General features: G+C 70.8%; 18 protein-coding genes. 1 reads left to right on the forward strand and 17 read right to left on the reverse strand.

Annotation, left to right across the window (positions count from 1 at the left end):
- Window positions 1-4: 4 nt before the first annotated feature.
- The 3 genes from trpS to uvrC form a co-directional block, all read right to left on the reverse strand.
- Window positions 5-961 (reverse strand): tryptophan--tRNA ligase, encoded by a 957-nt coding sequence (gene trpS / locus KDM41_05860; protein ID MCB1182939.1) that lies wholly within the window; start codon window positions 959-961, stop codon window positions 5-7.
- Window positions 962-1,152: 191 nt separating this feature from the next.
- Window positions 1,153-2,064 carry a site-specific tyrosine recombinase XerD gene (locus KDM41_05865; protein ID MCB1182940.1) on the reverse strand — a complete coding sequence of 304 codons (912 nt, stop codon included), beginning with the start codon at window positions 2,062-2,064 and terminating at the stop codon, window positions 1,153-1,155.
- On the reverse strand, window positions 2,064-3,998 hold the full coding sequence (gene uvrC / locus KDM41_05870; protein MCB1182941.1) for an excinuclease ABC subunit UvrC: 1,935 nt from the start codon (window positions 3,996-3,998) through the stop codon (window positions 2,064-2,066). The genes KDM41_05865 and uvrC overlap by 1 nt, the downstream gene beginning before the upstream one ends.
- 78 nt (window positions 3,999-4,076) lie before the next feature.
- Between uvrC and rpsT the strand changes: the two genes are divergently transcribed.
- Window positions 4,077-4,334: a 30S ribosomal protein S20 gene (gene rpsT, locus KDM41_05875; GenBank protein MCB1182942.1), complete on the forward strand. Its 258-nt coding sequence runs from the start codon at window positions 4,077-4,079 to the stop codon at window positions 4,332-4,334.
- 233 nt (window positions 4,335-4,567) lie between these two features.
- On the opposite strand, the gene dapB is transcribed toward rpsT, so the two are convergent.
- The 14 genes from dapB to KDM41_05945 all read right to left on the reverse strand — a co-directional run.
- Window positions 4,568-5,311, reverse strand: coding sequence for a 4-hydroxy-tetrahydrodipicolinate reductase (gene dapB / locus KDM41_05880; protein ID MCB1182943.1), 744 nt, complete (start codon window positions 5,309-5,311; stop codon window positions 4,568-4,570).
- Complete coding sequence (locus KDM41_05885) at window positions 5,308-6,225, reverse strand: 4-hydroxy-tetrahydrodipicolinate synthase (GenBank protein MCB1182944.1); 918 nt, start codon at window positions 6,223-6,225, stop codon at window positions 5,308-5,310. Before KDM41_05885 ends, dapB begins: the two co-directional genes overlap by 4 nt.
- Window positions 6,222-7,073: a diaminopimelate epimerase gene (locus KDM41_05890; GenBank protein ID MCB1182945.1), complete on the reverse strand. Its 852-nt coding sequence runs from the start codon at window positions 7,071-7,073 to the stop codon at window positions 6,222-6,224. Before KDM41_05890 ends, KDM41_05885 begins: the two co-directional genes overlap by 4 nt.
- A gap of 4 nt (window positions 7,074-7,077) precedes the next feature.
- A complete protein-coding gene (locus tag KDM41_05895; GenBank protein ID MCB1182946.1) occupies window positions 7,078-8,310 on the reverse strand; it encodes an Ig-like domain-containing protein in 1,233 nt (410 codons plus the stop codon).
- 81 nt (window positions 8,311-8,391) lie between these two features.
- On the reverse strand, window positions 8,392-9,306 hold the full coding sequence (gene argF, locus KDM41_05900; GenBank protein ID MCB1182947.1) for an ornithine carbamoyltransferase: 915 nt from the start codon (window positions 9,304-9,306) through the stop codon (window positions 8,392-8,394).
- A gap of 116 nt (window positions 9,307-9,422) precedes the next feature.
- Window positions 9,423-10,958 (reverse strand): hypothetical protein, encoded by a 1,536-nt coding sequence (locus KDM41_05905; GenBank protein ID MCB1182948.1) that lies wholly within the window; start codon window positions 10,956-10,958, stop codon window positions 9,423-9,425.
- Between the two features lie 2 nt (window positions 10,959-10,960).
- A complete protein-coding gene (gene hslU / locus KDM41_05910) occupies window positions 10,961-12,322 on the reverse strand; it encodes an ATP-dependent protease ATPase subunit HslU (GenBank protein MCB1182949.1) in 1,362 nt (453 codons plus the stop codon).
- Complete coding sequence (hslV, locus tag KDM41_05915; protein MCB1182950.1) at window positions 12,322-12,873, reverse strand: ATP-dependent protease subunit HslV; 552 nt, start codon at window positions 12,871-12,873, stop codon at window positions 12,322-12,324. Before hslV ends, hslU begins: the two co-directional genes overlap by 1 nt.
- 13 nt (window positions 12,874-12,886) lie before the next feature.
- A complete protein-coding gene (locus KDM41_05920; GenBank protein ID MCB1182951.1) occupies window positions 12,887-13,915 on the reverse strand; it encodes a tyrosine recombinase XerC in 1,029 nt (342 codons plus the stop codon).
- Between the two features lie 85 nt (window positions 13,916-14,000).
- Window positions 14,001-15,350, reverse strand: a complete 1,350-nt coding sequence (gene trmFO, locus KDM41_05925) for a methylenetetrahydrofolate--tRNA-(uracil(54)-C(5))-methyltransferase (FADH(2)-oxidizing) TrmFO (protein ID MCB1182952.1) — start codon at window positions 15,348-15,350, stop codon at window positions 14,001-14,003.
- The gene (topA, locus tag KDM41_05930; GenBank protein MCB1182953.1) at window positions 15,347-18,154 is read right to left on the reverse strand and encodes a type I DNA topoisomerase; all 2,808 of its coding nucleotides are present in this window, start codon (window positions 18,152-18,154) and stop codon (window positions 15,347-15,349) included. Before topA ends, trmFO begins: the two co-directional genes overlap by 4 nt.
- 82 nt (window positions 18,155-18,236) lie before the next feature.
- Window positions 18,237-18,716: a DUF494 family protein gene (locus tag KDM41_05935; protein MCB1182954.1), complete on the reverse strand. Its 480-nt coding sequence runs from the start codon at window positions 18,714-18,716 to the stop codon at window positions 18,237-18,239.
- Window positions 18,717-18,815: 99 nt separating this feature from the next.
- Window positions 18,816-21,827, reverse strand: coding sequence for a preprotein translocase subunit SecA (secA, locus tag KDM41_05940; GenBank protein MCB1182955.1), 3,012 nt, complete (start codon window positions 21,825-21,827; stop codon window positions 18,816-18,818).
- Window positions 21,828-21,837: 10 nt separating this feature from the next.
- On the reverse strand, window positions 21,838-22,077 hold a 240-nt coding region (locus tag KDM41_05945; GenBank protein ID MCB1182956.1), incomplete at its 5' end, for a hypothetical protein.

A 22,077-nucleotide genomic window follows, 5' to 3' on the forward strand; every position in this document is an offset into this window, starting at 1 on the left:
GGTCCTAGCCGATGCCCATGGCGGCGTGGACCCGGTCCATGGTCTCCCGCGCCACGGCCCGCGCGCGTTCGCACCCGGCGGCGATGATCTCGTCCAGACGGTCCGGATGGGCCTCGAAGTCGGCCCGCTTCTCGCGCAGCGGCGCGAAGTGCGCGATGACGCCATCGGCCAGCTTCAGCTTGCAGTCGACGCAGCCCCGGGCCGCGCTCCGGCACTCGGCGGCGGTCTCGTCGGCCTCGGCGGGCAGGAACTTGCGGTACCAGGTGTAGACCGCGCACACCTCCGGGTTGCCCGGATCGCTGCGCCGCACCCGGGCCGGGTCCGTCACGGCGGGCTTGACCTTGGCGCGGATCTCGTCCGGCGTGGCGGAGATCTCGATGGTGTTGCCGAGGGACTTGCTCATGCGCTTGCCGTCGGTGCCGGGGAAGCGCGCGAACTTCGTGATCAGCGACTCCGGATCGGGGAAGACCTCGCCGAAGTGGAAGTTGAAGCGCCGCGCGATCTCGCGGGTGAGCTCGAGGTGCGGCAGCTGGTCCTCGCCCACCGGGACCGCGTGGGCCCGGTAGGCCATGATGTCGGCGGCCTGCAGCACCGGGTAGCCCAGGTGGCCGTAGCTGATCTCGCCGCTCATGTTCAGGTCGCGGATCTGCTCCTTGAAGGTCGGGTTCCGCTCGAGACGCCCCATGCTGATCATCATGGCCAGGATCAGGTAGAGCTCGGCGTGCTCCTTCACCTCGGACTGGATGAAGAGGATCGAGCCCTCGGGGTCGAGGCCCGCCCCCAGCCAGTCGAGGAACATCTCGCGGCTGTTGTGGCGGATCTCCCCCGCCTTGTCCAGGGCCGTGGTGAGCACGTGCCAGTCGGCGACCATGAAGTGGCAGGTGTAGTCGTCCTGGAGGCGCTGCCAGTTCTCCAGCGCGCCGGTGTAGTTGCCCCAGTGCAGGCGCCCGGTGGGCCGCATGCCGCTGAGGATGATCTTCTTGCCGCCCGCCTTGTCCGCACTCACGGTCAGCGCCCGCCTTTCGCCACGAATACGCGCACGGGGCCGCCCGGACGGCGCCCCGCTGGGAAATCAATCGGCCAACAGTACCACCGGCCCCGGACGATGTCAAAGCCGCGCCGTCCCGGGCCGGAAACGGCCCCGGCGGGGCTCTAGCGGGCCCGCGGATGGGCCTCGCGCCAGGCGTCGGCGAGCCAGCCCCGGTCGATGTGGGTGTAGATCTCGGTGGTCGAGATGTCGGCGTGCCCGAGCAGCTCCTGCACCGCCCGCAGGTCGGCGCCCCCCTCCAGGAGGTGGGTGGCGAAGCTGTGGCGCAGGGTGTGGGGCGAGACGGAGTCGGGCAGACCGGCCGCGGCGCCGGCCCGTTTCAGCAGGTTCCACACGGATACGCGCGAGAAGCGACCGCCGCGGCGGTTGAGGAACAGGGCTGCCGTAGGCCGCGCGCCCGCCCGCCGGGGGCGGCCGGGGGCCAGCCAGCGGGGGACGGCGGCGAGGGCCGGGGCGCCTACGGGCACCAGCCGCATCTTGCGGCCCTTGCCGCGCAGCATGAGGGTGCCCTCGCCCCGGTCGAGGTCGGTCACGTCGAGGCCGCACAGCTCGCTCACCCGGCAGCCGCAGCCGTAGAGCACCTCGAGGATGGCCCGGTCGCGCAGGTCGCCGGGTTCGCTCCCGTCGACGCCCTCGATGAGCCGCTCCACCTGGGCCACGCCGAGGACGTCGGGCAGCTTCCGCCCGCGCCGGGGGGCGGCGATGGTGGCGGTGGGGTCGCCGTCGACGAGGCCCTCGGCTGCATGGAAGCGGAAGAACGAGCGCAGCGTCGACAGCAGGCGCGCGCGGCTGCTCGCGGCGAGGTCGTCGGCGCAGCCGAGCAGGAAGTCGCGCAGGTCGGCGTCGGAAACGGCGGCCGGCCCCCGCCCGGCCCCGACGGCGAAGGTCCGCAGCCGGGCCAGGTCGTGCTCGGCCGCCGCGAGGCTCGCCGCCGCCAGGCCCTTCTCGGCGCTGCAATGGGCCAGGAAGGCGTCGACGGCCAGGTCCCAGGCCCCGGCGAGGGCTTCGCCGGCCATCACGTCTCCTCCGGTGGGAGGGGTGGTGGTGCGGCATTGCGGTCGCGCGCCGCGAAGTGCTCCCGGATGGCCACCACGTCGTGCCGGTTGATGCCGTGGACCTCGGCGAGCTCTTCCGGCGTCGCCCGCCGGATCTCGGCGACCGAGCCGAAGCGGTGCAGCAGGCTGAGCTTCTTGATGCGTCCGATGCCCGGGATCAGGTCGAGCTCGCTGTGGGTGGTCCGCTTGTCGCGCAGCAGGCGGTGGTAGGTGATGGCGAAGCGGTGCGCCTCGTCCCGCACCCGCTGGAGCACCTTCAGGGCCTCGCTGCGGCGCGGCAGACGGATGGTGCGATCCTCCTTGTGGATCAGCTCCTCGCGCTTGGCCAGGCCGATCAGCTGCGTCGCGTGCAGGCCGTACCCCGCCAGCACCTTGCGCGCCATGGAGAGCTGCCCGACGCCCCCGTCGACCACCACGAGGTCCGCCGGCTGCTCCCCCTTCTCGATGAGCCTGCCGTAGTAGCGGGTGAGCACCTCGGTCATGCTCGCGAAGTCGTCCACGCCGGCGACGGTCCTGATGCGGAAGCGCCGGTAGCGGCTCTTGAGCGGTTTGCCGCCCTTGAAGAAGACCAGCGAGGCGACGGTCTCCTTGCCCTGGAAGTTCGAGATGTCGAAGCACTCGATGGTCTCGGGCACGGTGTGCAGGTCGAGGGCCTCCTGGAGCTGGATGTCCGCCGGCGTGACCCGCGCGGCGTGGCGGACCTGCTCCTGCAGCGTCGCCTCGCGCAGCTTGAAGGTCGCGTTGGTGCGGGCCAGCTCCACCGCGTCGTGCCGGGCTCCGCGACGCGGGATCCTGAGGTCGACCCGGCGGCCGCGCAGGCGGGACAGCCACTCCTGCCAGGTCGCCGGATCCTCGACCGGCGAGCCGAGCAGCACCTCGGCCGGGATGTCCCCCGCCCGCGGGTAGTACTCCCGCAGGAGCTGCGCCATGAACGTGGGCAGGTCGCGGTCGAGCTTGTCGGTGAGCAGGAAGTGGTGCGTGGTCAGGATGTGCCCCCCCCGCACGCGCAGCACCACCCCCGATGCGGTCTCGCCGTCGCGGGCCAGCCCCACCAGGTCGGCGTCGCCCGCGAGACCGGCCACGGGCCGGCTGCGGCTGGTGGTCTTGTCGAGTTTGGCGATGAGGTCGCGCAGGCGGGCGGCGTGCTCGAAGTCGAGGGCCGCGGAGCGCTCCTCCATCTCGCGGCGCAGCTCGTCGACCACCTCGGACTCGGCCCCGCCGAGGAAGCGCAGCATGCGCCGCACCTTCTCCCGGTACGACTCGCGCGGATCGTAGTCCACGCACGGCGCGCTGCAGCGCCCGATCTGGTAGTCCAGGCAGGGCCGATCGACGGTCTGCCCGGGCAGGTCGAGGTGGCAGGTGCGCACCTGGAAGGTCCCGGCGGCGAACTTCAGGGTCTCCCGCATGGCCCGCACGTCGGTGAAGGGGCCGAAGTAGCGGGCGCCGTCCTGGTCGAGGCGCCGCACGACCTCGACCCGCGGGAAGGGCTCCTGCAGGGTGATCCGCAGGTAGGGATAGGCCTTGTCGTCCTTCAGCCGGACGTTGTAGAGCGGCCGATATTCCTTGATGAGCTGGTTCTCGAGCACGAGGGCGTCGGCGTCCGAATCGGTCACGATCCAGTCGAAATCGCGGATCCGGCGCACCAGAGCGGCCGTTTTGCCGTCCTTTTCGCCGCCGGCCTGGAAATACGAGCGCACCCGCTGGTTCAGGCGCACCGCCTTGCCCACGTAGATGACCTTGCCGTCGCGGTTCTTGTGGAGGTAGACGCCGGGCGCCTCCGGCAGCAGGCCCAGCTTGTCGGCCACGGCCGCGCGCGCGGCGGCGGCCGGATCCGTCCCGCGGCCGTCGTCCTCCGGCTTAGCCGGTGTGTCGTCACGTTTTGCGTCGTCGCTCATGGTGCTGGTCGTCCTTGACATCCATCCGGATGGCTGTTAAATTGCCCCGCCTGTGAAACTCTAACGGAGGTTTGGGACGTGCCCCATCACAAAAGTTGCAAGAAGCGCCTGATCACGGCCAAGAAGCGCAACGAGCGCAACCGTCAGAACCGGGCCATGATGCGCTCCAGGATCAAGAACTACCGCACCAATGTCGAGCAGATGAGTGCCGAGGACAAGGCCGAAGCCGTTTCCTCCATGTACAGCCTGATCGACTCCCAGGCGCGCAAGGGCCTCATGCCCAGGAGCCGCGCCTCGCGCCTGAAGGCGCGCATGGCTGCCGCCGCCGCGAAGTAGTTCCCGCCCCTACGGCAACAGGAAGGGTCCTCCAGCGAGGACCCTCTTGTCGTATCTGCCGGAATCCAGTGTATCTTCCGGAATCCAGCGTGTCTTCCGGAATCCAGAGTGTCGTCCGGAAGCCACTGTGTCGTCCGGAAGCCACGGTGCGTTCCGGAAGCCATCATGCTGTCCCGGAGACGAGCCCGGGCGTCCCCGCCCGGCACCCCTGCCCCGCAGCGACGGCGACCGACTCACCCCGCCGCGCCCAGTCCCTTCAGCACATCGGTCAGGTTGTACAGTCCGGGCCGGGCCCCGGCCACGAACCGCACCGCCGGCAGGACGCCCCGCAGGAAGGCCCGCCGCGAGTGGGCCCGGTGGGTGACGACCAGGGTTTCCTCCTGGTCGCTGAAGGTCCAGGTGTGCTCGCCGATGACCCCGCCGAGCCGCTGGCTGTGGGTGGGCACCTCGGCCCCGCCCCGCGCCGCGCGCCAGACGCCCGCCAGATGGGCCGCCGTGCCGCTCGGCTTGTCGAGCTTGGTCACATGGTGCACCTCGACCTGCTCCGCGTCGAACTCGCCCGGCAGGGTGCGGGCCAGGAGTTGCAGCAGCATCTGCAGGGTCGGGATCCCGATGCTGAAGTTGGCCGCGCGCACCACGGGGAAGTCGGCGGCGTAGGCACCCAGCGCCTCCTCCTGGGCGGCGGTGAAACCCGTGGTGCCGATGACGAGGCCGGCACCCAGCCTGCGTCCGGCCTGCAGCAGGCCGTCGAGGGCCGGCGCGAGGCTGAAGTCGATGACGACGCACCCGGCAGGGAGCGCGTCGGCCATGCGGTCCTGGCCCATGAGGGGCAGGCGCGGATGGAAGTCGCCCGCAGCCGCCGACCGGCCCGGCTCGGTGACCAGGCCCACCAGCTCGGCATCGTCCGCCCCGTCGACCAGGTCGGTCAGCAGGCGCCCCATGCGCCCCTCGGCGCCGTGGACCGCGACCGCGATCACGAGGCGCCCTCGACGTCCCGGGCCATGAGGTCGGCCAGCGTGCTCTCGTAGAACTGCACCAGGAAGGTCAGGCTCTGCTCGGAAACGGTCACCAGCGGAAGGCGCGGATCGCGTTTGCACACCCCGGCGAGGCTGAGGAGCTCCTTCACCGGGACCGGGTTGGTCTCCACGAAGCAGGCGTTGGTGATGGGGTCGAAAGCCCGCGCCATGGGCCAGGCCGCGTTGATGTCGCCGGCGGCCCAGGCCTTCCAGAAGCGGGTCATGGCGCCCGGCAGCAGGTTGCTGACGACGCTGATGGCGCCGTGGGCACCGAGGCCGAAGATGTTGAAGTTCAGGCCGTCGTCGCCCGAGAACACCTTCAGGTCGCAACGCGCGATGGCCTCCTCGATCTGGGGCAGGTTCGCGCTGGCTTCCTTCAGGGCCACGATGTTCGGCTCGGCCGAGAGCTGGGCCGCGGTCTCGGGCAGGATGTTCACGGCCGTGCGGCCCGGCACGTTGTAGAGCACCAGCGGGATGTCGACCTTGCGGGCGACCTCGCGGTAGTGGGCGAGCAGGCCCTGCTGCTGCGGCTTGTTGTAGTACGGCGAGATGAGCATGGCCGCGTCGGCCCCCCACTCCTTCGCCTTGCGCGTCAGGTCGACGGTGACGGCGGTCGAATTGGACCCCGCACCCGCCACGACGGCGCACTTGCCGCGGCACATCTCGACGGCCGCGCGGACCAGCCATTCCTTCTCGTCGGTGGTGAGCGCCGCCGCCTCGCCCGTGCAGCCCACGGGCACGATGCCGGCCACGCCGCCGTCGATCTGGCGCTGCACCAGGCGCTCCCACGCCTTGCGGTCGACCTGGTCACCGGCGAACGGGGTGACCAGGGCCGTGTAGACGCCGTCGGGCATCTCCCAGGTCTTCTTGCTCATGTCGTCGACTCCTTGCGCGGGTGGGCGGTCGCGATCTCGCCGGTGAAGCTCGTCACCGCCGGGCCGCGGAGCTCGAGCCGGCGGTCGTCCCCGCCGACGGTGATGCGCAGCAGGTCGCCGCCGCGGGTGCGGACGGCCACCGGATTGCCGGCCTGTCCGAGACGCGACAGTACCACCGCCGTGGCCGATGCGCCAGTGCCGCAGGCCAGGGTCTCGTCCTCGACGCCGCGCTCGTAGGTCCGCAGCAGGAACTCGCCGCTCGCCGGGTCCCGCTGCACCCAGTTGACGTTGGTGCCGGCGGGGGCGAACCGGTCGTGGTGGCGGAGGGCCGCGCCCCAGCGGCGCAGGTCGAAATCCTCGATGTCGTCGACGGGGATCACCAGGTGGGGCACGCCCGTGTTGCAGGCGTAGTGCGCGGCGAAGGGGCTGTCCGGCAGTTCGACGGCCAGGTCGAGATCCTTCCAGGCGGGCAGGGTGACGGCGATGTCCTCCGGCCCGTGCACCCGCCCCGACAACACGCCGCTGAAGGTGTCGAAGCGGCACTCCTCGCCGCACAGCCCGCGGGCCCGGGCGAAGGCGACGGTGCAGCGGGCGCCGTTGCCGCACATCTCGGCCTCGCCGCCGTCGGCGTTGTAGTAGGTCATGCGGAAGTCGGTCTCGCCGGCGCGGCCCGGCCCCACCACGATCAGACCGTCGGCCCCCACGCCGAGGCGCCGGTCGCAGAGGAAGGCCACGACCTCCCGGGTGGCCTGCCAGCCCGCGGGCAGTTCGCGGTGGTCGAGGAAGACGAAGTCGTTGCCCGCCCCGTGCATCTTGGTGAACGGCAGGCGCCAGGCCGGTCCGGTCATGGAACTACTCCTCGTCGGCCGGCGGGGGCGGGCTCTGCAGCGAATCGGCCCGGCCGGCGATGGTGGAATCGGTCGCGCCCAGGCTGTCGGGCAGGGCGGGCGGCGGGGGCGGCGTCCACGGAGTCAGGCTGTACGGCCCGTCCGGAACGACCACGTCGGTCGGCAGCCCGGGTGCGACCGTGATGCCCTCGACCATGAGCCAGGGCTCGAGGAAGTGGGTCGGCACGCTGTCGCCGCGGGCCAGGGCGGCCGAGTCGGCGGCGACCCCGGCCAGGGCCGCCGGCACGCCGCTGAAGGTGGAGTCGGCGTCGAGGTCGACGAAGACGACCAGCCGGTTGCTCCCCGGCTGCACGTCCCGGACCGTGCTGGTGGTGTCCGGCGTCAGCCGGGCGAAGTTGGCATCGGGGGTCGGGGTCGGCACCCAGCCGGTGTCCTCCTCGCCCACGTGCATGGTCCAGGCCATGGAGCGCCCCTGCCCCGGGCGCGGCGCGAAGGGCGCCAGGCGCAGGCGCCCCGGCGTCTTCGGCGGGTACAGGGTGGTGACCCCCGCCACCGCCCGGGCCGCGCTCGGGTCGAGGCGCAGGGTGTCCGGCAGCAGGCGCTGGGCCTCGTTGTCGCCGGGGCGCAGGTTGCCGTCGTCGTCGGCGAAGGCCCGCACCAGGTACGGGCCCCCCGGGACGGGCAGCCAGTCGAAGGTGTAGGCGCCGGTGCGATCGGTGACGGTGCGCCGCAACAGCGGCTGCTCGAAGTACTCGAGGGTGTCCGGGGGCACGGCGAAGAGCTCGAGCACGCCGTTGGAGACCGCGCTGTCGGCCATGACGAGCACGCCGGAGATGCGTCCGCCCGGGATGCTGTCGCCCGTCGCGATGGGATAGCGCCGGCTGCGCCGGTTGGCGACCTTGTGGGCGTCCTTCATGCCGCCGGCCACCTCGACCACGATCACCGTGTCGGGCGGCAGGGGCTCCTCGAGCCGGATCTCGGCCCGGGTGGCGCCGTGCCATTTCGTGGAGCGGATGCGCTGGTCCGGGAAGAAGTGCAGCCAGGTGACGGCGTCGACCCGGTCCATCTTCTCCGAGAACGTCAGGTTGAGCTCCGAGATCCCGCCCAGTCCCGTCGCCGCCGAATCGGGGATCATGAACTCGAGGTGGGGCCGGACCTTGTCCTCGGGGCCGCCCGGCGGCGGCTCGACGACGGCGCAGGCGTTCAGCAGCAGCGCCACCGCCCAGACGCCGGCCACCGCACCCGCGGCCCGGAACGGGATCCGGGCCGCGGCGCGGCGGACGGGCGGCTGGTTGCGGTGCGTGCCGATGGCGGTCTCCTACCTGATGAGGCCGGCCAGGATGGCGCGCTGGGCGTGCATCCGGTTCTCGGCCTCGTCGAAGACGACCGAGTGCGGGCCGTCCATGACCTCGTCGGTGATCTCCTCGCCCCGGTGCGCCGGCAGGCAGTGCAGCACGATGTGCTTCTCGTCGGCGGCCGCGAGCAGTTCGCTGCTGATCTGGAAGGGCGCGAAGTCCTTGCGGCGCTGCACCGCCTCCTCCTCCTGCCCCATGCTGTAGAAGGCGTCGCTGTAGATGACGTGGGCGCCCTCCACGGCCTCCTGCGGATCGTGGGTGATCATGAACGAGGCGCCGGCCGCCTCGGCCTTCCGCACGATCCCCTCGTCCGGCAGGTACCCCTCGGGGCAGGCCAGGATGAAGTTGAAGGGGAAGACGATCGACGCGTTCAACCAGCTGTTGGCGAGGTTGTTCCCGTCGCCGACCATGACCACGTTCCTGCCCTCGATGGTGCCGAGGTGCTCCTCGATGGTCATGATGTCGGCCATGACCTGGCAGGGGTGGCTCAGGTTGGTCAGGCCGTTGATCACCGGCACGGTGGCGTGACGCGCCAGGTCGACGACTTCCTGGTGGTCGAACCAGCGGATCATGATGCCGTCCACGAAGCGGCTCAGCACCTCGGCGACGTCGTGCACCGACTCGCGCGTGCCCATGCCGATCTCCTTGTCGGTGATGAACAGGGTGTTGCCGCCGAGCTGCCGGAAGCCGACCTCGAAGCTGATCCGGGTGCGCAGGCTGGGCTTGGCGAAGACGCAGGCCAGGGTGCGGTTCGGATGGCTGTGGGGCAGCTGGTGGCTGCGCGCGAGGGGCTTCTGCTCCCGGGCCAGGTCCAGGATGCCCCGCAGTTCGGCGAGACTGAAGTCGTCGATCGCCAGGAAATCCTTCTTCGAAAGCACGGCGGTCCTCCACGGAAAAGGGGTGTGCCGATACGGGGCCCGCCGGGGCGGGTCCGGGTCGTTGTGCCCCGCAAAAGTAAAGCATCCGGCGCGGGAGTCCACCCCGAAACTCGGCTTCAGCGGCCCACCGGAAAGAAGATGTAGGGCTGGCTCATGCGGGCGAACCAGTGGTCGTCCGGCTGCAGGGCGATCCGGGTGCCGAACAGGGCGTTGAAGAGCACCGGGAAGGTGTTCACCGCCGTCATGCCCTCGTACAGCCCCACCTCGGTGCCCGCCGGCACGAACCAGGCGTTGAAGATGCCGAAGCGCTCGTCGTGGTCGGTCTCCAGGGGCTGCTCCCACCGGAGGCCCGAGCCCGGGCCGTGGTCGCCCTGCACGATGATCACGTGCTCGCGCGTGGTGTCGGCGGTGATGGCGTCGATGGCGCCGGCCAGGCGGTGCATGACCCAGACGGCCTGGTCGGCGTAGCGGCGCCGGTAGGAGGTGTCGTCGGGGCCGTGCAGGTTCAGCCAGTGGTCGCCGTCGGCGAACGCGAACGGGCTGCGCGAGGGCGCCGGCCCACCCTGCCGGTCGAAGACGAACGGCGGGTGGGGCGCGAGGATGTGGGCGAAGACGAAGGCGGGCGTGTCCGTGGCCAGGCCCTGCCGGGCCTGCGGGAGGTCGTCGAAGATGAAGTCCAGGCGGCCGCGACGCAGGGCGAAGGAGACGTCGGCGGGGCCCCGGCCCAGGAGCGGCAGCAGCAGGGGCAGGAAGCCGTCCTCGAGCAGGTAGTACTCCACGAAGGTCGGGTTCAGCAGCGGGCGCCGCCGGGCGTCGGCACCGTCTAGGCGGGTCAGCGGATAGCCGGAGGGATAGGTCACGACCGCATAGCCCACGTCCTGCAGGGCGCGCACGGCCCGCGAGCCCGCGATGAGGTCGGCCAGGGCATGCCGGTCGCGCGACTCGGGCGCCGGAATCTCCAGGAGGTCGTCGAGCAGGCCCAGGTTGAGGGTCGCGGCCGTGGAGAGCGCCGTCTGGGGGTAGTTGGCGGTGCTGTGGCGGAGCACCGTGAATCCGCGCCGCGCCAGGGGCAGGCTGTACTCGGACGGCCGCACGGGGAAGTTCTCCTCGACGAACGCCGGTTGGCCCAGGCCGTCGACGAGGAGGAAATAGATGTCGGGCCGCCGCTCCACCGCCGCGGCCTCGGGCATGGGCACGTCGGCCGCGAAGAGGTCACTCGTTTCCGGCGGCGTGTCGCGGCGCGCCGCCAGGCCCGCCCCCACCAGCGGCAGGAGCACGAGCACCAGGACGGCCGCGTCGAGGGGACGCACCGCGAGGCGGGGCCAGGCGGCCGGCCGTCGGCGCAGCAGGACACCCAGCACGACGGCGGCGACCAGCGCCAGCAGGCTTACCCAGGGCCCCATGTCGGCCCCCTCGAAGATCACCGCCAGCAGCGGCGCGGTGACCGCGGCGGCGGTGGGCGTGTCGCGCCACGCCAGCCGGCCGAGCGCCAGCACCAGGGCCACGACCACCCAGCCGAGCAGGGCGGGCCGCACGAGATCGCCGAAGGGCACGATGCGGAAGTTGGCCTCGTAGAAGTGCACCGCCGGCAGCAGGGCCAGCAGGAACGGGTACAGGACCGCACCGGACGGGAGCCGCAGGCCGCGCGCCACGGCTACAGGATGTACCGGGACAGGTCCTCGTCCCGGATGATCGCGGCCAGGCGCTCGTTGACGAAGGCCCTGTCCACGGTGAAGGAGGTCCGCGCCGGGTCGGGCACGTCGAACATGAGATCGTCCAGCAGCTGGGCCATGATGGTCTGCAGCCGCCGGGCGCCGATGTTCTCCAGGCGCTTGTTCAGTTCGGCGGCGAGATGGGCCAGCTCGGCCAGGGCGTCGTCGGTGAAGGTCACGTCGCAGCCGTCGACTCCCAGCAGGGCCTCGTACTGGCGGATCAGGCTGCCTTCGGTGTCGCGCAGGATGCGCACGAAATCGTCCTCGCTGAGGCTCTGCAGCTCGACGCGGATCGGGAAACGGCCCTGCAGCTCGGGGATCAGGTCGCTCGGTTTGCTCATGTGGAAGGCGCCGGCGGCCAGGAAGAGGACGTGGTCGGTCTTCACCGGCCCGTACTTGGTGCTGACAGCCGCCCCCTCGACGATGGGCAGCAGGTCGCGCTGGACGCCCTCGCGGCTGACGTCGGGCCCGCCGCCTCCCCCGCCCCGGCCCCCGGCGATCTTGTCGATCTCGTCGAGGAAGACGATGCCGCCGTTCTCCACCAGCTCGATGGCCTCGGCGACGATCTGGTCCATGTCCAGTCGCGACTCGGCCTCCTGCTCGCGCAGATGCCGGCGGGCCTTGGCCACCGACATCTTCTTCTCGGTGCGCTCCTTGGGGAACATGTTCTTCAGGCTTTCGCCGAAGGAGGCGTCGAACTCCTCGCCCGCGGAGGTGAAGATGTTGGCGATGGGGACCTTGGATGTCTCGGTGGTCACCGAGACGTCCTTGTCGTCGAGCACGCCCTCGCGCAGCTGCTTGCGGATCTTCTCCCGGCTGCGCTCCCAGCGCGCGAGGCGCTCCGGATCGTCGCTCATGCCCGCCAGGGGCGGGAAGAGGCTGTCCACGAGACGGTTCTCCACCGCGGCGTCGATGTCGCCGGTGAACCGTTCCTCGGCCCGTCGCCGCACCAGGGCGATGGCGTTCTCCACCAGGTCGCGCACCATGGCGTCGACATCGCGGCCCACGTAGCCCTTCTCGGTGAACTTGGTGGCTTCGACCTTGAGGAACGGCAGATCGGCCAGCTGCGACAGGCGGCGCGCGATCTCGGTCTTCCCCACGCCGGTCGGGCCGATGAGGATGATGTTGTTGGGCACGACCTCGCGGCGCATTTCGTCGGGCAGCTGCATGCGGCGCCAGCGGTTGCGCAGGGCGATGGCGACGGCCTTCTTGGCCTCGTCCTGGCCGATGATGTAGCGGTCGAGCATGGCGACGATCTCGGCGCACGACCACATGGTCTCGGTGTGGAGCTGCTTGATCTCCATCAGGCGTCCTCTCCGGCCTCGCCCAGTTCGAGCACCGTGATGTTCGTGTTGGTGTAGATGCAGATGCCGCCGGCGATCTCGAGGCCGCGGCGGCAGATGGTCGGAGCGTCCAGCTCGGAGTGGGCCACGAGGGCGCGCGCCGCGGCGAGGGCGTAGGGCCCGCCGGAGCCGATGGCCGTCACCTCGTCGTCGCTCCGGATGACGTCGCCGTTGCCCGAGACCACGAAGATGTCGTCCTTGTCCATGACCACCATCATGGCCTCGAGGCGCCGCAGGATGCGGTCGCTGCGCCACTCGCGGGCCATCTCGACGGTGGCCCGCTTGAGGTGTCCGCGGTAGCGCTCGAGGTGGCCCTCGAACTTCTCGAAGAGGCTGAAGGCGTCGGCCGCACCGCCGGCGAAGCCGGCCAGCACCTGGCCGCCGAAGATGCGCCGCACCTTCACCGCCCCGTGCTTGACCGCCGTGTGGCCCAGGGTCACCTGGCCGTCGCTGCCGATGGCGCCGCGGCCGTCCTTGAGGACCGCCAGCACGGTCGTCGCTCTGAGTCTCATGATCGGTTCTCCCTCAGGTCCGGGGATCGTCATCGGGCTCGCGGCCGGGAGGCGCTTCCGCGCTTCGCCGTCCGGCCCGCGGGTGGGCCGCGTCGAAAACCTCGCGCAGCCGCCCGCGACCCAGGTGGGTATACACCTGGGTGGTCGAAAGATTCTGGTGACCGAGCAGTTCCTGCACCACCCGGATGCCCGCCCCCCCGTCGAGCAGGTGCGTGGCGAAGCTGTGCCGCAGCGTGTGCGGCGAAACGCCCGCGGTGCCGGCCAGTTCCGTGGCGTAGCGGGACACCCGGTCCTGGACCGTGCGCCGCGCGATGCGGCGGCCGGGCCGGCCCTCGAAGACGGGCAGCCGGGCCGCGTCGCCGCGCACGGCGCCGTCGCGCACGTCGCGCCAGGTGCCCGGGTCGAGCCGCTCGGCCAGGTGCGCGGACAGGGCCCGCTCCGCGCAGCCGCCCAGGGGGAGCACGCGCTCCTTGTTCCCCTTGCCCAGGACCTTCACCCGCCCGCCGGGAAAGTCGAGGTCGCCGAGGTCCAGGCCCGTCAGCTCGGCGAGCCGCAGACCCAGGCCGTAGATGAGTTCGAGGATGGCCCGGTCGCGCCGGCCCCGGGCCGTGGCGGGATCCGGGCTCTCGATGAGCGCCGTGGCCAGTTCCACGTTCAGGTCGCGCGGCAGGCGCCGCTCGCGGCCGCCGCGGCCGGTGCCGAGGTTGCCGGGCACCTTCTCCAGCACGCCGGTGGTCTGGAGCCAGCGGTAGAACGCGCGGATGCCGGCGAGGTTGCGGTCGACGGTGGTCAGCCGCCGCTCGGCCCGGCGCATCTGGGCCAGGTGCCCGCGGATCAGGGCCCGCTGGCCCGCCAGGCGCGACCACTGGGCCGCCTCCGGCGGGTCGGCCAGCACCCCGAAGGCCACCGCCGTGGCCAGGAAGGCCCGCACGTCGCGGCCGTAGGCCTCGACCGTGCGCGGGCTCATGCCGCGCTCGTGCCGCAGGTAGGCCAGGAAGGGCTGCAGGGGATCCGGTCGGTTGTGGGGCTGGTCCGCCGCCATGTCGGCCACTTTCGGAAGGGACGTCCGTGTCCTCGGCTCCCCGCGAAGTTACCACCGCGGGCCGGACGCGGCAAGGCGGTCCGGCTCAGCCGCCGAGCAGCCGACCCACCGGCGGTTCGTCGCGCCAGGCGGCCAGGGCGTCGCGGGCGCGGGCGGCCTTGGCCAGCTTGCGGTCGCGTTTGCCGCGGACGGGCTCGGCGAGGTCGGGCACGATGCCGAAGTTGGCGTTCATGGGCGACAGGCGGGCGGTGGTGGTGTCGAAGAGGAAGCCGTGCAGGAGCGCACCGAGCATGCTCGCCGCGGGCAGGGCGGGCAGCGTCACGCCGGCCAGGCGCGCGGCGGCCTGCCACGCGGTGTGCAGGCCCGAGGCGATCGACTCGACGTAGCCCTCGACGCCCGTGATCTGGCCGGCGACGAAGACGTCGCGCCGCCCCACGAGGCTGAAGTCGTCCGCGCAGCAGCGCGGCGTGTCGAGGAAGAAGTTGCGATGCAGCTGTCCGTAGCGGACGAACTCGGCGTCGGCCAGACCGGGGATCCGGCGGAAGACGCGCTTCTGCTCGGGGAACTTCAGGCGGGTCTGGAAACCGACCAGGCCGTACAGCGTGCCCTCCACGTTCTCCTGCCGCAGCTGCACCACGGCGTGGGGCCGGCGGCCGGTGCGGGGATCGATCAGGCCCACCGGGCGCAGCGGACCGAAGGCCATGCTCTGGGGCCCGGAAGCGGCGATCTCCTCGATGGGCTGGCACCCGTCGAAGAGGAATGCCCGGTCGAAGTCGTGCACCGCGGCCTTCTCGGCGGCCAGCAGGTCGGCGTGCAGCGCTTCGTAGGCGGCGCGGTCCAGGGGCGCGTTGAGGTAGTCGTCCTCCCCCTTGCCGTAGCGGGCGGCGCGGTACAGGATGTCCAGGTCGAGGGACTCGGCCGTCACCGTCGGGGCGATGGCGTCGAAGAAGTGCAGGCCGGGACGCCCGGTGATTTCCCCCAGCGCGGCGACCAGGTCGTCCGAGGTGAGGGGGCCGGTGGCGACGAGCCAGAGATGGTCGGGGCGGGGCGTGAGCTCCGTGGTCTCGCGGCGCGAGACGGTGACGAGGGGTTCGCCGGCCAGGGCGTCGGCCACCGCCGCCGAGAACAGCGCCTTGTCCACGGCGAGGGCGCTGCCGGCGGGCACGGCGCAGGTGCGGGCCAGGGCCAGCAGGCGGCAGCCGAGCAGGTCGAGCTCGTCCTTCAACAGCCCCGACGCGGTGCCCGGGGCCGTGCTCTTCAGGGAGTTGCTGCAGACGATCTGGGCGAGGGCGTCGCCGTCGTGGGCCGGGGTCGGGCGCGCGGGCCGCATCTCGACCAGTTCGACCGGAACCCCGAGCCGGGCCAACTGCAGGGCCGCCTCGCAGCCGGCCAGGCCGCCCCCCACGACCGTCACGCGGGGCGTCGGGCCCGTCATGCGTCGCCGGAAGGCGCGGGATCGCCGGAGGCCCCGCCGGAAGACCGGCCGGACGTCTTCTTCGCCACCTTCTTCTTCGTCGTGGCCTTCTGGGTCGTCTTCTTCTCGGCGGTCTTCTTCTTGGCGGTCGCCTTCTTCCCGGCGGCCTTCTTCTTCGTGGCCGGCTTCTTGGCCGTCTTCCTGGACGTCTTCTTGCCGACGGCCTTCTTCTTCCCCGCCTTGCGCCGCGAGGGGCCACGTGCCGCGGCCTCCTTGAGCAGGGTCAACGCCTCCTCGAGGGTGACCTCCTCGGGATCGCGGTCGCGGCCGATGGTGGCGTTCACGGTGCCGTCCGACACGTAGGGGCCGTAGCGGCCCTTGTACACGGCGAGGGGCTCGCCCGTCTCCGGGTGGGCGCCGAGGTCCTTCAGCACCGGCTTGCGGTTCTTGTTCCGGATGCGGTCGAGGGCCTCCGCGAGGCCGATGCTGAACAGCGTGTCGATGTTCTCGACGCTGGCGTAGGTGGGCGGGCAGTGGACGTACGGGCCGTAGGGGCCGAGACCGGCCTTCACCTTCTTGCCCGACTCGGGGTCGACGCCGATCTCCCGCGGCAGGGTGAGCAGGCGCAGGGCATAGTCGAGGTCGATGGTCGTCGGATCGGTTTTGCGCCCGAGGCCGATGCGCTTGGGCTTCTTGTCGCCGTCCTGCTCGCCGAGCTGCAGATAGGGCCCGTAGGGACCGCTCAGGGCGTAGATGTTCTGTCCCGTCTCAGGGTGCCGCCCGATGGGCTCGCGCGACTTGTCGCGCAGGGTGATCAGTTCGAGCGCCTTCTCGGGGGTCAACTCGTCGACGAGCATGTCGACCGGCACCGTGGCCCGGCGGTCGTCGACGCCTTCGACCTGCACGGAGACGTAGTTGCGCCCGATGCGCAGCACGATCGGATGGCCGGTCTGCGGATCGGCCCCCACCTCGATGCGGGGGAAGTCGATCTTCTCGAGCTCGGCCGCGATGTCCTGCTCGAGTCCCGGCTCCGCGCCGCCGCCGCGGTAGAAGCGGTCCAGGAACGAGACCCAGTCCACGTCGCCGGCGGCGATGCGATCGAGGTCCTCCTCCATGTTCGCGGTGAACTTGAGGTCGACGTACTTGTTGAAGTGCTCGCGCAGGAGATGGGTCACGGCGATGCCGATGTAGGACGGCAGCAGCGCGCTGCCCTTCTTCTCCACGTAGCCGCGCGACTGGATCGTGGCGATGACCGAGGCGTAGGTCGACGGCCGGCCGATCCCCTCCTCCTCGAGCTTCTTGATCAGGCTGGCCTCGGTGTAGCGCGCCGGCGGCTGGGTCTCGTGGGCCTGCGGCTCGACGCTCACCACGGCGACGTGGGGATCGGCGGTGTCCTCGGGCCCGCCGATGAGCATGCCTTCGGACAGATCGGGAAGCAGCGAATCGCGGTCGCGATCGCCGTACACCCGCAGGAAGCCGGGGAACCGCACCACCGAACCGTTGGCGCGGAACACGAGTTCACGCGTGGCGCCGGCCGCATCCGGGACCTCGGTCGCGAGGTCGACGGCGGTCTTGTCGAGCTTGGCGTTGGCCATCTGGCTGGCGACGGCCCGGTTCCAGATCAGGGTGTAGACCGCGAGTTCGTCCCCGTCCAGGCGTCCCTTGACCTTCTCCGGGGTGCGGTTCACGTCGGTGGGCCGGATGGCCTCGTGGGCCTCCTGGGCGCCCTTGCTCTTGGTCTTGTAGCGGCGTGGGCCCTCGGTGTAGGTCTCGCCGAAGGCGTCGCGCACGTGGACCTCGGTCTCGGCCAGGAACTTCTCGCTGAGGGTGAGCGAGTCGGTCCGCATGTAGGTGATCAGGCCCTCGCGGAAGCCGCCGATGCCCTCGTACAGCCGCTGGGCGATGCGCATCACCCGCTGGGGCGTCATGCGCAGACGCCCGCTGGCCGCCTGCTGCAGGGTCGAGGTGGTGAACGGGGGCGACGGCCGCTGGGTGGTCTCCTTGCGCGTCACGGCGGCCACCCGCCACGGCACGTGCGCGGCGGCCGCGGCGGCGAAGGTCGCGGCCTCCGCGTCGCCCAGGTGGTGGCGGCGGTCGGCGTTGCGCAGCTCGCCCGTGTCCGGATCGAAGTCCTTGCTGCCGGCCAGCTTCACGCCGTCGATCTCGCCGAGACGGGCCGTGAAGTCCGTTTCACCGCTGCGCAGCAGGGCCTCGATGTCGCAGTACTTGCTGACGCGGAAGGCCTGGCGCTCCTCCTCCTTCTCCACCACCAGCCGCACCGCCACGCTCTGGACGCGCCCGGCCGAGAGCTTCGTGCGGACCTTCTTCCAGAGCACCGGCGAGAGGCTGTAGCCGTAGAGCCGGTCGAGGATGCGGCGGCCCTCCTGGGCCCGCACCAACTGCATGTCGACGTCGCGCGGGTTGTCCAGGGCCTCCTGGATGGCGCCGCGGGTGATCTCGTGGAAGGTGATGCGCCGCACCGGCACCTGCGGCTGCAGCACCTCGAGCAGGTGCCAGCTGATGGCCTCGCCCTCGCGGTCCTCATCGGTGGCGAGCAGGATCTCGTCCGCCGACTTCATGAGCTTCTTCAGTTCGGCGACCTGCTTGCGGCTGTCGCTCGAGACGACATAGATCGGCGCGTAGCCATCGTCGGGATTCACGCCGAGGCGCGACCAGGGTTCCTTCTTCACCTTGGCCGGGATCTCCTTGGCCGATCCGGGGAGGTCGCGGATGTGGCCGTAGCTGGACGTGACGGTGTAGGAATCGTCCAGGAACCGGGAGATGGTGCGGGCCTTGGCGGGGGATTCGACGATGATCAGTTTCAAGTCCGATACCTTTCAAGCAAAACCCGGCAACCGGGAATCCGGCGGCCGGTTCGGGCGTGGCGTCCGCCGGCGGCGGCGGCGCTCAATGGATGTTCTCGTGGCCCTCGGAGGCGCCCCCGGTCATGCCCGGACGCCCCGGACGGAACAGCACCTGCTCGATGACGGGCTCGAGGTCGAACGTGTCCATGGGGCGGTAGGCCACGAAGGACGCGTAGGTGAGCAGGGCCTCGAGCTCACCCCGGTCGATCTGCCGGTCGTTGAGCAGCGAGACCAGGTAGCCCATGGCCGCCGGCGTCAGGTAGCGCGCGTCGTCCGGGCCGAAGAAGCGGAAGGCCTTGGCCGAGGGCGCGTCGGGCGCGGGATCGCCGGACCAGCCGTCGCGATCGCCGGGCAGAACCTGCCCTTCCAGCCAGGCGAGCAGTTCGTGGACGTCGTCCTCCTGCAGGCCGGCCGCGAGGACCTTGTCCTGGAAGGCGCCATAGGACGCGGGCACGCCGTCCCCCGCCAGCGCCTCGAGCAGCGTGACGAGCAGGTGCCTGATCTTGTCGTGGTCGTGGTCCATGGCGTCCGAATCTTCCGGGATGATGCGCCGGTCCCGGGGTGATCCCGGTGCGCGCTCAAACTAGCACGGCCCCCCGCGCCAGGCAAGGGCACCGCCGGTTCAGCCCTCCTGGCCGCAGCACTTCTTGAACTTGCGGCCGCTGCCGCAGGGGCAGGGATCGTTGCGCCCCACCTTGGGTTCCGCGCGCTCCTGGGGCCGCCGGGCGGGGGCGTCCGGGGCGTTGGTCTGGCCCTGGGCCGCCGGGCCCTGCTCGTAGGCCGAGACCTCCTGGTGGCGCGTCTGCATCTCCTCGACGGCCGGAGCGCGCTGCTCCGGCGGCGGGGCCAGCTCGGCCCGGAAGAAGAGGTTCACGGCCGACTTCTCGATGTTCTCCATCAGGGCCTCGAACATGCGGAAGCTCTCGGCCTTGTACTCGACGAGCGGATCACGCTGGCCGTAGGAGCGCAGCCCGATGCCGCTGCGCAGCATGACCAGTTCGTTGAGGTGGTCGCGCCAGTGGTCGTCCAGCACCTGGATCAGCACGAACTTCGCCAGCTGCCCGCTCAGGTCGGTGCCCAGGCGGGTCTCCTTGGCGGCGAACTTCTCCAGGGCGAACTCGGTGAGCTTCTCCTCGAGGGTCTCGAAACCCATCTCCAGATGCTCCCGCTCGTCGAGGGGAAGCGGCGCGAGCACGAGCCCCTGGTACTGGCGCGCGAGGGCGTCCATGTCCCAGAAGTCGGGCGCGTCGGTGCGGTTGGCGCACTCGCCGACGAGGGTCTGCACGGCGCCCGCCACGAAATCGCGGAACTGCTCGCCGAGCTCCTCGCCCATCAGGGCGGCGCGGCGCATGTCGTAGACGACCTCGCGCTGCTTGTTGACCACGTCGTCGTACTCGAGCAGGTGTTTGCGGATCTCGTAGTTCTGGGTCTCGACCCGCACCTGGGCCTTCTCGATGGCCTTGGTCACCATCGAGTGCGTGATGACCTCGCCCTCCTCCACGCCCAGCCGGTCCATCACCTTGATGATGCGGTCGGGACTGAACAGGCGCATGAGATCGTCCTCGAGGGACAGGAAGAAGATCGAGGTGCCGGGATCGCCCTGGCGGCCGGCGCGGCCACGCAGCTGGCGGTCGATGCGCCGGCTCTCGTGGCGCTCGGTGCCGACGATCTGGAGGCCCGTGCTCTGCCCCTCGTAATCGGAAGGGTCGAGGTCGGGGTCTTCGGCCCAGCGCGCGGGGAGCTCCTTCACCTCGGGCGCCAGCTTGATATCGGTGCCGCGGCCGGCCATGTTCGTGGCGATGGTCACCGCGCCGACGCGGCCGGCGTCGGCCACGATCTCGGCCTCCAGCTTGTGCTGCTTGGCGTTCAGCACGTTGTGGTTGATGCCGGCCAGCTTGAACATGCGGCTGAGCAGCTCGCTCACCTCGACGGTGGTCGTGCCCACGAGCACCGGCAGGCCGAGCCTGTGCATCCGGATCACCTCGTCCCGGATCGCCTTGTACTTCTCCTTCTTCGTCTTGTAGATGAGGTCGTCCTGGTCGTGCCGGGCGATGGGCCGGTTGGTGGGGATCACCACCACGTCGAGCTCGTAGATGCCGTTGAACTCGGCCTCCTCGGTCTCGGCGGTGCCCGTCATGCCGGCGAGCTTCTCGTACTTGCGGAAGAAGTTCTGCACCGTGACGGTGGCCAGGGTCTGGGTCTCCTTCTGGACCGTGACCCCTTCCTTGGCCTCGAGGGCCTGGTGCAGGCCGTCGCTGAAGCGCCGGCCGGGCTGCAGGCGGCCGGTGAAGGTGTCGACGATGACGACCTTGCCCTCCTGCAGCACGTACTCGACGTCCTTCTCGTACAGGGTGTAGGCCCGCAGCAGCTGGTCGACGTTGCTGATGCGCTCGTTCTTCTGGGCGTAGGCCTGCTCGAGGGCGGCGAGCTGCTTCGCCTTGGCGCCGGCGTCGAGGTCGGGATCGGCATCGATGGCCCCGGCGCCCTCGGCCAGGTCCGGCAGGACGAAGAAGTCGGGCTCGGCCTGGGCGAAGACCTCCCGTCCCTTCTCGGTCATGTCGACCTGGTTGTTCTTCTCCTCGACCACGTAGAGCAGGTCGGCGTCGGCCTCCCACATGGCCTTGTCGCGCATGTAGGCCTCGTGGGTCTTCTGGACGCGCTCGAGGACGCCCGGGATCTGGGCCAGCTTGCGGAAACGCGGGTTCTTCGGACCGCCGCGGCTGATGCGCAGCAGCTTCAGGGCCGTCTCGTCGTCGATGGCCACGTCGTCGCCCTGCAGGGCGGGCCGCAGGGCCCGTTCGGCGTCGCTCAGCCAGTCGTTGACCATCTTCATCTGCTGGCGCACGAGGTTGTTCACCCGCGGGTTCAGCTCGGTGAACTGGTGGGTCGACTTGTCCACGGCGCCGGAGATGATCAGGGGGGTGCGGGCCTCGTCGATGAGCACCGAGTCGACCTCGTCGACGATGGCGAAGTGGAACTCGCGGTGCACGAGGTGCTCGGCGTGCACGACCATGTTGTCGCGCAGGTAGTCGAAGCCGAATTCGTTGTTGGTGCCGTAGGTCACGTCGCAGGCGTAGGCCGCGCGCCGCTCCTCGGGCGTCATCTGGCCGAGGATGTAGCCCACCGAGCAGCCGAGGAACTCGAGCACGCCGCCCATCCACTGGGCGTCGCGCTTGGCCAGGTAGTCGTTCACCGTGACGAGGTGGGCGCCCTTGCCGGGGATGCTGTTCAGGTACAGGGGCGCGATGGCGACGAGGGTCTTGCCCTCGCCCGTGGCCATCTCGGCGATCTTGCCCTGGTGCAGCACGATGCCGCCCATGAGCTGCACGTCGTAGGGCACCATGTCCCAGGTCATCTCCTGGCCCCAGACGAGCCAGGTCTCGCGGCGCTCGGCGAGGCGGCGACAACCTTCCCACACGACGCCGTAGGCCTCGGGCAGCAGGTCGTCGAGGCTCTCGCCGTCGGCGTGACGGCGCACGAATTCCGCACGCTTCGCACGGAGCTCGTCGTCACTCAGGTTCTCGTAGTCGCCCCGCCGCGCCTTGATGGCGTCGACGAGGGGCTGCAGGCGGGCCACGTCGCGGTTCTTCTTCCCGAAGACCTTCTCGATGATCCCCATGAGGCCACCGGCCATGGGTGTGCTCCTATTCGTTGTTTCCGGCTTGCGGGTCCAGCCCGTAATTCGCGCCGATGATTGCACTGTAGATCTCGCGGTCGATCAACACCTTTTCCACGTAGCGCCGCGTCTCCGGGTAGCCGATCCAGGCCAGGTAGATGTCGGCCGGCGCGTCGCCGCCGAGCTGGCGGTCCCAGCGGTCCGCGGCTTCGGGGCCGGCGTTGTAGGCGGCGAGCACCCGGTAGGCGTCGCCGGCGTACCGCCGCCG

This window comes from bacterium (genome assembly GCA_020440705.1).
GTDB lineage: Bacteria > Krumholzibacteriota > Krumholzibacteriia > LZORAL124-64-63 > LZORAL124-64-63 > JAGRNP01.

Bases quoted from the DNA above. Each gene is read 5' to 3' on its own strand.
- KDM41_05890 (MCB1182945.1), bottom strand. From the start codon at position 7,073: ATGACCGGACCGGCCTGGCGCCTGCCGTTCACCAAGATGCACGGGGCG.
- secA (MCB1182955.1), bottom strand. From the start codon at position 21,827: ATGGCCGGTGGCCTCATGGGGATCATCGAGAAGGTCTTCGGGAAGAAG.
- trmFO (MCB1182952.1), bottom strand. From the start codon at position 15,350: ATGACGGGCCCGACGCCCCGCGTGACGGTCGTGGGGGGCGGCCTGGCC.
- KDM41_05865 (MCB1182940.1), bottom strand. From the start codon at position 2,064: ATGGCCGGCGAAGCCCTCGCCGGGGCCTGGGACCTGGCCGTCGACGCC.
- KDM41_05920 (MCB1182951.1), bottom strand. From the start codon at position 13,915: ATGGCGGCGGACCAGCCCCACAACCGACCGGATCCCCTGCAGCCCTTC.
- trpS (MCB1182939.1), bottom strand. From the start codon at position 961: ATGCGGCCCACCGGGCGCCTGCACTGGGGCAACTACACCGGCGCGCTG.
- hslV (MCB1182950.1), bottom strand. From the start codon at position 12,873: ATGAGACTCAGAGCGACGACCGTGCTGGCGGTCCTCAAGGACGGCCGC.
- uvrC (MCB1182941.1), bottom strand. From the start codon at position 3,998: ATGAGCGACGACGCAAAACGTGACGACACACCGGCTAAGCCGGAGGAC.
- KDM41_05935 (MCB1182954.1), bottom strand. From the start codon at position 18,716: ATGGACCACGACCACGACAAGATCAGGCACCTGCTCGTCACGCTGCTC.
- KDM41_05885 (MCB1182944.1), bottom strand. From the start codon at position 6,225: ATGAGCAAGAAGACCTGGGAGATGCCCGACGGCGTCTACACGGCCCTG.
- hslU (MCB1182949.1), bottom strand. From the start codon at position 12,322: ATGGAGATCAAGCAGCTCCACACCGAGACCATGTGGTCGTGCGCCGAG.